This is a genomic window from uncultured Lactobacillus sp. (assembly GCF_947367085.1).
In the GTDB taxonomy this organism is placed as follows: Bacteria; Bacillota; Bacilli; order Lactobacillales; family Lactobacillaceae; genus Lactobacillus.
Genome location: NZ_CANBCP010000049.1, coordinates 1 through 12,876, shown reverse-complemented (window position 1 = coordinate 12,876; position 12,876 = coordinate 1). Strand labels below are relative to the sequence as shown.

Below are 12,876 nucleotides of genomic sequence, written 5' to 3'. Positions count from 1 at the left end.
ATTTATGATAAAATTTTTAATAGCATTGAGTTTGTCTACGTTACGTAATATTCAGTAAGGGATTAATTTGATTAATCTTCTTACTTTTATTGCGTATTTACTTACTCAAATTTTGAACGTTTTTAAAAATAAGGAGATTTAACAAATGATCTACAAAGTTTTATACCAAAAAGACCAGATCGTTAATCCAAGAAGAGAAACTACTAAAACTCTTTATCTTGAAGCAGATAATTTAGTTGCAGCAAGAACTATGGTTGAGGATAATACCCCCTATAATATTGAACTCATCCAAGAATTAACTGGAAACTCCCTTGCTTATGAAAAGCAAAGTCCAGATTTTAAGCTGACAACTTTTGATTCTGACAAAGATTAATGTCGGTTAAACTTAAAAATAATGAAGTCGGCATTTTCGCCATCGGGGGTCTAGGCGAAATTGGTCGTAATATGTACTGTGTCCAATTTCAAGATGAAATCATCATTATGGACTGCGGTATCAAATTCCCTGAAGATGATGAGATGGGAATTAACTACGTTATCTCAGATTACTCTTACCTCATAAAAAATAGAGATAAGATTAAGGCTCTCGTAGTAACTCACGGGCATGAAGACCATATTGGTGGTATTCCATATCTTTTGGAAAAAATTCCAGAAATACCCGTATATGCTACCCCATTTGCTCTGTCTTTAATCAGAGGAAAATTAGAAGAACATGGCCTTTTAAAAACAAGTAAGCTTTATGAAGAACATGAAGACACTGTCTTAAAGTTTCCAAAGCTCTCTGTTTCTTTCTTTAGAACTACCCACTCAATTCCTGATACTTTGGGAATTGCAGTGCATACTCCTCAAGGAGCAGTTTTATTTACTGGAGACTTCAAATTTGATTTAACTCCAGTAATGGGTCAGCCTGCACCTGACTTTCAAGAAATGGCTAAGTTAGGAAACGAAGGAGTTTTAGCGCTTTTAAGTGATTCAACTAATGCTGAAGTTCCAACTTTTACTAAGTCAGAACGTTTTGTTGCAAAGTCACTTCATAATATCATTACTGGTATTGATGGCAGAATTATCTTTGCTACTTTTGCTTCTAACTTATATCGTGTATCAACAGCTATTCAAGCTGCTATAGATACTGGACGCAAAGTTGCCATTTTTGGACGTTCGATGGAAAATGGTGTCCAAAACGGTATCGACCTAGGCTATTTAAACATTCCAAAAGGGACCTTAGTCGATGCTAATGAAATAAACCATACTCCACCAGAAAAAGCGATGATCTTATGTACGGGTTCTCAAGGTGAACCTTTAGCTGCATTGTCAAGAATTGCTAATGGTACTCACCGTCAAATCTCGCTTCAACCTAATGATACAGTCATCTTTTCTTCTAATCCAATTCCAGGAAATACAACCAGTGTTAACCACTTAATTAATAAATTAACTGAAGCTGGCGCAAAAGTTGTCCATGGTAAGATTCATAATGTTCACACTTCTGGACATGGTGGTCAAGAAGAACAAAAGATGATGATTGAAATTACTAAACCGGAATACTTTATTCCCGTTCACGGTGAATACAGAATGCAAGTTATTCACACTGAAACAGCTCAAGCAACTGGTATGGCTGCTGATCATACTTTCGTTTTGAAAAACGGAGACGTTTTAGCTTTGACTAAAGACAGTTCTCGTATTGCTGGTCATATAAATATCCCCGATGTCTTTGTTGATACATCGGGAAGTGCAGATGTTGGTAATGTAGTAGTCAGAGATCGTCAAATTTTGGCTGAAGAAGGATTAGTTGTTGTTGTAGCTACTGTTGACTATAAACATCAACGTGTATTAGCTGGTCCAGATATTTTAAGTCGTGGATTTGTTTATATGCGAGAGTCAACCGATTTAATTAGTAGTGCACAAAAGCATGTTTACCATATCTTACGAGAAGAAATGGCAAAAACGCCCCGTCCTTCTGAAAGAGATATGAAGAAAGCAATTATTGAAAACTTACAAGATTTCCTATATTCTAAGACTGAAAGACGTCCAATGATCTTACCAATGATCATTGAAAAGAAATAGTTAAGATTGTAGGTTCTAAATTAAGAAAGAACCCTTTTGTAGGGTTCTTTTATTTGCAAAAAATTATGACAAAAGAATTTTATTTAATCGTTAATCCAATTTCAGGCTCTAATAGAGGATTGCAAACTTTTGAAGAAGTCAAAAAAGAATTAGATCAAAGACAAATTCCATATTCATCAGAAGTATCTCATTATTCCGGTGAAATGCCTCATCTTGCCCAATCAGTAGCCAACAAAATTCATAATGATCCACAAAAAATTTTGTTAGTAATCGGCGGAGATGGTTCTTTAAACCAAACTTTAAATGGAGTTAAGAAATCAAATTACCCTTCTACCCCGATTGCCTATCTACCATCCGGTACAGGCGATGATTTTGCTAAGGCTGTTAATATTCCAAGCAATGTTCATCATTTAATTGATAAGCTTATAAAACAGCCTGAAATTTCTAAAATTGATTGTATCTATTATCATGATTTAAATCGAAACGCATCTAATTATTTTGTAAATAATCTAGGAATTGGTTTTGATGCTTATGTCGTAGCTCAAAGCAATAATTCCAAATTACGTGATCGACTTAATCATTTACACATTGGGAATTTAACTTATGGCGCTAAGATTATTAAGGCTTTGGCTAATCAAGAAAACTTTGAAGCAACTATCACAGTCGGCCACGAAATTCATCATTTTAATGATGCTTACTTAGTTACTACAACTAACCATCCCTTTTTCGGAGGTGGCGTGCCAATTTTGCCGATAGCTGATCCTCAAAGCCATAAGTTGTATACAATTGTAGTTGAAAAACCATCGACCTTAAAATTCATTTATTTATTCAGCAAGCTACTCAAAGATGGGTCTCATATGAAAGATCCCCATTTTCATTATTATGAGGCTAAAAAAATATCTGTAAGAACTAGACCATTAGAGTTTGGTCAAATTGACGGTGAAGAATTAGGAAGTCGTAGCTTTGATTTAGAATTTTCAATATCTGATTTTAATCTTTTACACTAAAAAAACAGGTTATCAGTATCACTTTTTCACTGATAACCTGTTTCTTTTTGTCTTTTAACGATTAATAGAACGTGACATCCGACTAATTGTGTGGCGTTCTCCTCGAATCGCCTTACTCAAAGGATAGATATTTTCAAATGGAGATTGAATTCCCCAGGCAGCATCCCCGATATGTTGAATATCAACTCCGCAGATCTTATTTCTAATTGCTGTTTGTTCAATAAAGTTTGGTCCTGAGCCTTCTTGACTAGTACCAATTGTACTCATCACCAAGGCCCCATTTTGATGTGCTAATTTAACGACTTGCCTTAAATCCTCGCTATCAAATTCTGGAACGGTGCCAACAGCAGGCACCAGAATCACATCTGCACCCGCATCTATAAATGATTGAACTGCTTCTAAATCGACAACCGGCTCATCTACACCAGCACCATGCATCTTGCCAGCAATGACTAAACCTGAGAAGTTTTCTTTAACTAACTTAACTTTTTCAGCAATCTTCTTATTTGAAACACCAGATCCAGGATTACCAGTTAAACAAATAAAGTTAAATCCAAGCTCTTGCGCCTTTTTAATTGAAGCTAGGCTTGCAGTTCTACCTTCTGGCAAAGTGAAGCGATCTTCGGCCATTTTAGCATCTAAATCTACCGGTTCTAAATTAACCCCAATTGGACGACCAACTAATCTTTGTAAATCATGGATAATTTTACCATCAGTATGCTCTTTAGCAGTAGCTAAATTATCTTCACCTGGATATAAACCTAGAATTTTAGGATGATTCACATCAAATAGATTTAACAAGATTAAATCAGCACCAAAAGCAGCTGCCACTTCTGATGTAGTAATTCCGTCGCCAGTTTCATGAAGAACTACATTTTCACTTAAAACAGTTCTACCTTCGCTTGCTTTAATACTCTGCTTTAACTGAGTTCCGTTCATTTGTAGAACTTCGCTGCTATTGCAAGAAATCAATCTTTTAACCATTTTATGCCTCTTTTTCTGCATTTTTTGCTTCTGTTAACTTCAACTGTTGATTATAAGTTGATAAGAATGGTAAGTAAATCAAAACATCGATAATGATATTTATTGCTTGTAAAATCGATGCAGCAATACTATTAGTTGCTAAAAAACCTGAAATAATTGGCGGCATTGTCCAAGGAACAACAGCTCCTGTACACAGTGGGACCCAGCCCAGCTTCATAGCAGTATAAGTAGTAATAGCATTAACCATTGGAACGATAATAAATGGAATTAACAAGGTAATATTTAAAACAATTGGAAAGCCAAACATGGTTGGTTCATTAATGTTAAAGATACCAGGTGTAATAGTAACTGGAGCTAACATTTCAAGAGTTTTACTTGCTCTTTTACGCCATAAAATAATAGCTAAAGCTAATACTAACCCCAAGGTAGCTCCCCCACCACCCATAAATACAAAGTTATCTATAAATGGTTGAGCGACTATATGACCACCATGTTCTAAATCAAGATTACCAGCCTTAAATAATAAGCGGTTAGCATCTGTATTCATCAACCAAATTGGTGATAAAACGCTGTTGACGATATTAGCGCCATGAATACCAACAAACCAAAATGCACTATTTAAAAATATTGCAACTAAAGTACCAATTAACGTATCTCCTAACAAACCTAATGGCTTAGATAAGAGATTAAGTAGCAATTCATGGACGTTACCCCAGCCTGTCCACGTAAATAATGCATACACTGCGCCAAACATTGTAATGATCACAGCGCCAGGAATTAATGCTGAGAAGCTTTTAGATACAGCTGGTGGAACTGCATCTGGTAATTTAATTTGAATATTATGATTGATAAACCACTGAAAAATTTGACCTGTAACTAAGCCAATAATAATTCCAATAAATAAGCCCCGTGAACCTAAGAATCCGTAAGGCATTCCTTCAAGTGGTGTTGCTCCCCGAGTAAAAATGCTTGGAGTAATGATAAAATACAATGCTAATGCAATAACACCTGCAGATTTACCATCTGTTTTCTTTTGTTCAGCAAAACTAGAAGCAATTCCAAAACAAGATACCATTCCTAGCAAGCCAGTCTATCCAACCATGAATTGGGAAACTGCTGATAATCATGAAAAATGATCCAACGATAATCAACGGCATTGCAAGCGTGATACCATCACGTAAAGATATAAGACCAGTATTTTGACCAAGTTTTGCAGCAACTGGCATCAAGTGTTTTTGAAGCCAGTTCGTTTTTTGATTTTTGGAATCCATAATAAGCTCCCTTCGATAAAATTTATATTTCTATAAGAAAGCGCTTTCTGTATATAGTAATTAAATCATATTGGTATAGTCCTGTCTATTTTAAAGCATTAAAAAATCAGAATTTAAATAAATTCTGATTTATTTTGGTTTATGGATGCCAAGTTTTACATTTTCCATTCCGATCATTGGATCAATTTTTCCGGAATAAATTAATTGGGGTGTTAAAATCATTTCTTCAGGGTCAATTGCTTCCTCTAGATTTAAACTTGTTTGTTCATTTTGATGAACTTCTTGTTCAATTTCTGAAGGTTTTTCTTTATCTTCTTGAATCTGTGAACTAACAACACTAGTTAATTTTTTAGCTGGCTTTATATCTAATTGAATTCTAATTTTACGTGTTAAATCTGTTTTTCGATCATTGCCAGAAGTACTTAAAGCCATCTCATAGGCTCTTTTTTCTCCCACCATAACCAGATTTTTTTCAGCTCTGGTAATTGCAGTATAGAGCAAATTTTTTCTGAGCATCATATAATTTTGCATTGTTAAATTAAGAATAACAAGTGGAAACTCCGAACCTTGAGATTTATGAATAGTAATTGCATAAGCGCGTGTTAGGTCGGTCAGATCTTTTAAGCCAAACTTTATTTCACGATCATCAAAATTAGCAATGAAACATTCTGATTTATTATTTTCGTCAATTCCAATAACTTTTCCGATTTGCCCATTGTAAATATCTTTTTCAGGATTATTTTGAAGTTGTAAAATTCGATCACCAATCTTAAAAACTTCATTATGAGCTTCTATTTTTTTAGCTTCAGGCTTTTTAGGATTCATAATATTTTGCAAAATATCATTCAGATTATTAATTCCACCATTACCGTGATACATTGCGCCTAATACTTGAATATCATCTTTTTCAAAGCCTTTTTTTAAAGCCAAGTTTACAATTTGCTCTATAGCTGGTGCAATTTGATTACTAGGACATGGAATAAAAGAATAGTTTTTAGTTTTAGAAAAAATAACTTGCTCGGCTCGATTTTCATTAATCGCATGCGCTAAGGAAATAATTGATGAGTCATCCCCTTGTCTATGGATAACTTTCAATCGTGTAGTTGGAAAAGCACCTGAAGCAATTAAATCGCTGAAGACATTTCCAGCGCCTACCGATGGAAGTTGGTCTTGGTCACCGACAAACACAATATGTTTTGTAGTATCAATACTTTTAATCAACATTTTAAACAAAAACATATCAACCATTGACATCTCATCAACGATTAAAATATCACCATTTAATTCATTTAAATCCCCAACGTCACTACTTTCCCCAATTCCTAGACCCAGCATTCGGTGGATGGTCTTAGCAGAAATATTAGACACTTCTCCCATTCTCTTAGCAGCTCTGCCTGTTGGAGCAGCAAGTAAAAATGGAGGATCATCACTATACAAACTAGCCGTCGGAATATCTTCAAGTTGCTGCAGGCAAAGTAGAATTCCATTGATAATGGTAGTTTTACCGGTACCTGGACCTCCTGTTAAAATTGAAATTGGATTATTTAAAGCATTCTTGATTGCTTCTTTTTGAGTATCGTCATAAGTAATTTTTAACGACTTTTCTGCTTTAGCAATTGCAGTAGTAATCTCTTTATCAGAAAATTTTTCAACACTTGGTCTAGTTTTGACTAATCGTTTTAAATCACGAGCAATATCATTTTCTAAATTAAAAATATTAGTTAAAGCAGCATTTTCTCCATCAACTACAACCTTACCTTTTTCTTGCAAATTATTAACTGCATTAGCTAAAGCGTCAAATTGTTCCAAAGAAAGCAATTTACTTGCCTGTGTGAGCAAATCTGCTAGCTTGACGTAAGTATCGCCTTCTTGAGCTAAGGCACTTTCTAATACTTGGCAAATAGCTCCTTGCAGACGTCTGATATCACTTTCTTCAATTCCTATTTCTCTACCAATAGTATCTGCCGTTTTAAAGCCGAAACCGCGAATTTCACCGACTAAAGCATAAGGATCATCTTCTAATTTTTTGATTGCATCAGCATGGTAAGCTTTATAAATATTAGCTGCGACCTTTTTTCTAATGCCATATCTGGCTAATTTTAAGACCACATCAGAAAAAGAATCCATTTGATTTACGCCTTGCAAAAGAACATCTTTTTGTTTGGCTGTCAAAGAGAGTTTTTGAATCTCATTGGGATTCTTTTTAATTGCATCTAAAGCATCAGTACCTAATTCAGTAATAATTTTTTCAGCTGCTTTTTTTCCAATTCCTGGAAAACGATCTGAACTTAAATATTTAATTAGACTCGATTCTTCATGAGGTAAAACTTGACTATATGAGTACGCCTTAAATTGCTGACCAAACTTAGGATGAGTTATTAATTCACCATTAAAATGGTAACTAGCCCCTACTTGAAGATCTCCAAAATTACCCGTAACTCTAATATCTTCTCGATCAAATCCAGAAATTGGAGATAAAATATCAACATCTAAAATCTTAAATAAGTCTTGTTCATTTTCAAAGACAATACTATTTAAGCGACCACTAAACTCAATTTCTGCCATCTTTTCCTCGAATCAATTTTGCTATTGCTGCATATTGCTTTTCAGCATGAGCAACATAATTTTTATCCTGTTTTTTGGCTTTCTCAAAAAATTTTTGTGCTTGATCTTTATCTTGATTAAAGATAGTTAATCCCAATAAAAAATTATCCTTTGCACTACGCTTATTTTCTGGAATCTTATCAAAATAAGCACGGGCATTTTTCAAATCACCTAAGCTCAACCAAATATCTCCGATTAACTCCAAACTGCGTGCATCCATTTTTTTGATCGTCAAAGCAAAAGCTAGAGCCTTTTGATATTGCCCTAACTTCATAAAAATCAATGCTTTCTGATAATAAGTCTCATCATCATTAGGCAATTTATTCATTATCTCAAGTGACTTTTCAAAATCACCCAGCATGTAATAACAAATTGCAATATTGTAAGATAATTTTTCCGGCTGTATAACTACTTGTTGAGCTTTCTTTAAGAGCTCTAATGCTTGATCAGCTGAATTTTGTTCAATCAAAATAGTCGATAATTGTAAATAATTATCGATTTGCTTAGGATTATTATCAATTTCTTTAATTAATAAATGTATAGCCTGATCAACATGACCAGTATCATACAATTTCATTATTTTTTTATCCATTAGATCGTATCCCGACTAGTAATTTTACGGTCCAAATATGACGTTTCATTCCACAATTTTTCTTGGAAAGTTTTGCCTTCATCATCTGTTTCCAAGACAGTCAAACTAGTATTAGTCAAACCGCCACGCTTACGAATATCAGCAATTGGATAACCTTCCAAACTTCTTGTTAAAGCACATAATGCAGCCCCATGGCTCACTAACAAGACATTATCATCTTTATTGGGATAACGCTTAACAATATCACTAATTAAATCTTTGCCACGAGCAATCATATGATCAAAGTTTTCACCGTGAAAAGTTGAAGGATCATAACGGTCAGGTTCATAACGAAAGGCTTTGATTTGAGCAGGATATTGTCTTTCAGCATCGACAAACTTCATCCCTTCTAAATCGCCCAAATTAAACTCTTTTAAGCGATTATCAACAATAACTGGTACATTTATACCCATATCATTTCTTAACATAACAGCGGTCGTTAATGCTCTTTGTAAAGGGCTAGCATAAAATGCTTTAAATTTGGTGTTTTTACTATTCAAATACTCTGCTAATTTTTTAATATCCTCATAGCTTTCAGGTAATAAAGGTGAATTACCACTACCGCCTTGATAGCGTCCTTCTAAATTCCATTTAGTTTTTCCATGTCTAACAAAATATAGCTTCATTTTCTTTTATTCTCCATTCGATATATAGACAATTATAAGTTTTTCGACCTTACTTTAACAAGCAAACAAGAAAAAAAGTCAGATCTGTCTAAAAAACAAATCTGACTTTTAAAATTATACTAACTGAAGCATTTTGCTATCTTTGTAAGCATGATCAATTGTAGCGCTACCTAGGCATTCTTCGCCCTTGTAAAAGACGATCTCTTGTCCTGGGGTAACTGCACGAGCTGGTTCATCAAAATCAACGTGAACGGTGTTAGTTGCCTTGTTGTAGTGTAAAGTAATACCAACATCAGGTTGACGATAGCGGAATTTCGCTGTGCACTTTAATGTAAAGTCAGCATCAGGCATCCCAGTGAAAAATGAAACTTCACTACCATCTAAGCTATCAGAATACAGCAACTCACTATCATAGCCTTGTTCAACAATCAATTTGTTATTTTTCAAATCTTTACCAACAACAAACCATGGGTCAGTCGATTCTTTAGTCGAACCTAATCCTAAACCAGATCTTTGACCAATAGTGTAATACATAAGCCCCGCGTGTTTGCCAACTACTTTACCATCCGGAGTAACCATTTCACCGGCTTGTGCTGGTAGAAATTCACTCAAGAACTTCTTAAAATTACGTTCCCCTATAAAACAAATTCCTGTTGAATCTTTCTTTTTAGCAGTAGCAAGTCCTGCAGCTTTAGCAATTTCACGAACTTGGGGTTTGGTTAAATTAGCAAGCGGGAAAATTACCTTCTTTAACTGGTCTTGAGAAAGTTGACTCAAAAAATAAGTTTGATCTTTGTTACCATCTTTAGGGCGCATCATATGAACTACACCGTTTTCATCAACACGCGTCTTTGCATAATGACCCATTGCAATATAATCTGCGTCTAAATCCATAGCAAAATCCAAAAATGATTTGAATTTGATCTCCTTATTACACATTACATCTGGATTAGGAGTTCGACCTTTTTTATATTCTCCTAAGAAATATTGAAATACTCTCTCCCAATACTCTTTTTCAAAATTAATTGAATAATATGGGATACCGATCTCATCGGCAACTTTTTTTACATCTTCGTAATCTTCAGTTGCCGTACAGACTCCTGAATCATCAGTATCATCCCAATTTTTCATGAAGACGCCGACAACATCAAAGCCTTGTTGTTTGAGAAGTAATGCAGAAACCGATGAATCTACCCCACCACTCATACCAACAACGACTCTAATTTTGCTGTTATCTACCATTTTTTATTTCTCCTTTTAGCAAGGTGTAATAATTTGGCGATCCTCGAGGTCTTTCAGCATGAAATTAAGTAATTCAACCATTGGAGCAAGCTGCTTATTTTTAAAGATATTTACCTTTTGTAAACCATTTCGATCAGTTATGACCATTGTCAAATGATCCAATTCTTCATTGATTGTTAGCTTTAACTGACATGTGGCATTGTAAGGTGAATCATTGTACAAGGGATGCTTATACATAAAATTGCCACGCTTGGTCCTAGTAAAACCTGCGTCAATTAACGCATAACGCTTAATTTCAGGATTAATTGTAAACTTACGATTATCGCCATTAATAATTACTGTGTTTGCCATAAAATATCACTCTCAATATTATTATCTTATTTTTAGTAAGTGTCAAGTATATAAATTTCTATAATCTATTATACAAAACTAGCAAATAATAAACAGCTTATCTCTTATTTGCTATTCTTTGACACATTTTAACTAAAGCTAGAGCAAAACTTTCAACTTCTTGATCTGTATTGAATCGGCCAAAACTAATCCTGATAGACTCACTTAATCTAGGTGAATCCGCTCCATACATTGCAGTTAAAACATGTGATGGATGAAGTGAACCCGCAGTACATGCTGAGCCACCAGAAACGGCAAAACCAGCTAAATCAAGGCTAGTTAAAGCAGAATAAGTGCCGACACCCTTAAGCCATAAATTAAGAGTATGGTGAGATACAGGTCCTTTAATAGAACCATTGATTTCATAATCAATCTTATTTTGATCTAAGGCATTTAGAATAATCTTTTGAAAATGAGCGTATTTTTCTTGCAGGGCTGTTTTATCTAATTTATTTAACTCACTTGCTGCAACGCCAAAGCCAGCAATTCCTGGTACATTCTCGGTTCCTGGACGTCGCTTTAATTCTTGTTCGCCACCTAAAAGTAAGTCGCTAACCTTAATACCATCTCTTTCAAAAAGAAAGCCCAAAAACTTCGGTCCATTAACCTTATGAGCAGAAACTGACAATAAATCGATATGCATGCTAGCGACGTCAATATCAATTGTGCCAAAGCCTTGAACATCATCGACATGAAAATATGCATTGCTATCTTTAACAATATCGCCAATTTCTTGCAATGGCATAATAGATCCTACTTCATTATTAACAGCCATAGTTGAAACCAAAATCGTATCATCAGTCAATTCATTTTTTAGCTGATTTAAATCAATATGTCCTGTTTCATCAACATCTAGATATACGACTTGATAGCCTTCATCTTCTAGACGTTTCATCGGATTTAAAACTGATGGATGTTCAATTTGGGTAGTGATTATTTTCTTGCCTATATTCTTGCGAGCGCGAGCGGTCCCTAAAATAGCGTTATTATTGCTTTCAGATCCACCACTAGTAAAGATTATTTCTTTATCTTGAGCATTAATTGTTTTAGCTATTTCATGGCGTGCTTGGTCAACAACTTGGCGCGCTTTTCTGCCTAAAGCATGTTGACTTGAGGCATTTCCAAAATCATTGGCCATTTCATCACTAATCCTTGCCACAACAGCTGGGTCCATGGGTGTTGTTGCAGCATTATCAAGATAAATATATTTCTTATTCATTAAAAATAACCCTCTTTGTTTTCCTTACATTTTATAAGTGTGCTGCTTTATTTTAACATAAAAATAGACCTAGCTACGATCAACTAGGTCTAAATTTCTAATCTAAAACATTCTCTTCTAAATATGAAGAAATTACTTCAGCTGCTTTTTGGCCAACTTCTTGAACAAATTTGTCAAAGTCATTGTCCGCATTTTCATCACCATTATCTGAAATAGCACGCATAGCAACTAGTGGAATATTAAAGTGACTTGCCACTTGGGCAAAAGCTGCACCTTCCATCTCAACACCTAGAGCATCCGGAAAGTTTTTCTTAATATCATCTTTTTGCTTTTGTGAAGAAATAAAGCTATCACCTGTCACAATCATCCCCTCTTTAAAGGCAATGTTGTTTTTGATCAGATAATTTTTAAAGTCATCTCTAGCCTTGCTATCTAAGACATAACCTGCTGGCTCTTGCGGAATTTGGCCTTCAACATAGTTACCTGCACTAGTATTATGTGCATCGTGATACATAAACTTATTAGGTAAAATTAAGTCTTTGCGATGGACATTGTCTTGCAAAGAGCCTGCTGACCCAGTCATAAAAATCAAATCAATCTTTTGCTTAGTTAACAAACTTGCTAAATTCATAGCAGCATTAACTTTGCCAATTCCAGCAAGTCCTAAATAAATGTCATTTCCATTTACAGAAAAATGTTCGAATTCTGTTGATCCGAACATTTCTTTGTTTTTAGATGGGAAATGCTTATCGTAAAACTCTGCTTCTTCAGGCATTGGAACGATAATTGCAATTTTCATTTCTAAATTTCCTTTTTCTAAAAATTAAATAAGGCTACTAAAACA

11 protein-coding genes and 1 pseudogene are annotated in these 12,876 nt (G+C 34.7%); 3 read left to right on the top strand and 9 right to left on the bottom strand.

Annotated features, from left to right (window positions below; genetic code table 11):
• Positions 1–145: 145 nt before the first annotated feature.
• The 3 genes from Q0Y70_RS07735 (at position 146) to Q0Y70_RS07725 (ending at position 3,065) form a co-directional block, all read left to right on the top strand.
• Positions 146–373: a DNA-dependent RNA polymerase subunit epsilon gene (locus Q0Y70_RS07735; protein ID WP_297819320.1), complete on the top strand. Its 228-nt coding sequence runs from the start codon at positions 146–148 to the stop codon at positions 371–373.
• Positions 373–2,058, top strand: coding sequence for a ribonuclease J1 (locus tag Q0Y70_RS07730; RefSeq protein WP_297819317.1), 1,686 nt, complete (start codon positions 373–375; stop codon positions 2,056–2,058). The genes Q0Y70_RS07735 and Q0Y70_RS07730 overlap by 1 nt, the downstream gene beginning before the upstream one ends.
• Before the next feature lie 65 nt (positions 2,059–2,123).
• Positions 2,124–3,065 (top strand): diacylglycerol kinase family protein, encoded by a 942-nt coding sequence (locus Q0Y70_RS07725; protein ID WP_297819314.1) that lies wholly within the window; start codon positions 2,124–2,126, stop codon positions 3,063–3,065.
• Between the two features lie 54 nt (positions 3,066–3,119).
• On the opposite strand, the gene Q0Y70_RS07720 is transcribed toward Q0Y70_RS07725, so the two are convergent.
• From Q0Y70_RS07720 to Q0Y70_RS07680, 9 genes and pseudogenes are all read right to left on the bottom strand, one after another.
• Positions 3,120–4,049, bottom strand: a complete 930-nt coding sequence (locus Q0Y70_RS07720; protein WP_297819311.1) for a haloacid dehalogenase-like hydrolase — start codon at positions 4,047–4,049, stop codon at positions 3,120–3,122.
• A gap of 1 nt (position 4,050) precedes the next feature.
• Positions 4,051–5,320: pseudogene (locus Q0Y70_RS07715) on the bottom strand (PTS sugar transporter subunit IIC).
• A gap of 129 nt (positions 5,321–5,449) precedes the next feature.
• Positions 5,450–7,885, bottom strand: coding sequence for an ATP-dependent RecD-like DNA helicase (locus Q0Y70_RS07710; RefSeq protein ID WP_297819308.1), 2,436 nt, complete (start codon positions 7,883–7,885; stop codon positions 5,450–5,452).
• A complete protein-coding gene (locus Q0Y70_RS07705; RefSeq protein WP_297819305.1) occupies positions 7,872–8,516 on the bottom strand; it encodes a lipopolysaccharide assembly protein LapB in 645 nt (214 codons plus the stop codon). Before Q0Y70_RS07705 ends, Q0Y70_RS07710 begins: the two co-directional genes overlap by 14 nt.
• The gene (locus Q0Y70_RS07700; protein ID WP_297819302.1) at positions 8,516–9,181 is read right to left on the bottom strand and encodes a histidine phosphatase family protein; all 666 of its coding nucleotides are present in this window, start codon (positions 9,179–9,181) and stop codon (positions 8,516–8,518) included. Before Q0Y70_RS07700 ends, Q0Y70_RS07705 begins: the two co-directional genes overlap by 1 nt.
• A 114-nt stretch (positions 9,182–9,295) precedes the next feature.
• The gene (mnmA, locus tag Q0Y70_RS07695; protein WP_297819299.1) at positions 9,296–10,423 is read right to left on the bottom strand and encodes a tRNA 2-thiouridine(34) synthase MnmA; all 1,128 of its coding nucleotides are present in this window, start codon (positions 10,421–10,423) and stop codon (positions 9,296–9,298) included.
• A gap of 15 nt (positions 10,424–10,438) precedes the next feature.
• Positions 10,439–10,774 (bottom strand): DUF1831 domain-containing protein, encoded by a 336-nt coding sequence (locus tag Q0Y70_RS07690; protein WP_297819296.1) that lies wholly within the window; start codon positions 10,772–10,774, stop codon positions 10,439–10,441.
• 97 nt (positions 10,775–10,871) lie between these two features.
• Entirely contained in the window at positions 10,872–12,032 is a 1,161-nt protein-coding gene (locus Q0Y70_RS07685) for a cysteine desulfurase family protein (protein WP_297819292.1), read from the bottom strand.
• Positions 12,033–12,129: 97 nt separating this feature from the next.
• Complete coding sequence (locus tag Q0Y70_RS07680) at positions 12,130–12,831, bottom strand: 5'-methylthioadenosine/adenosylhomocysteine nucleosidase (RefSeq protein ID WP_297819289.1); 702 nt, start codon at positions 12,829–12,831, stop codon at positions 12,130–12,132.
• Positions 12,832–12,876: the final 45 nt, after the last annotated feature.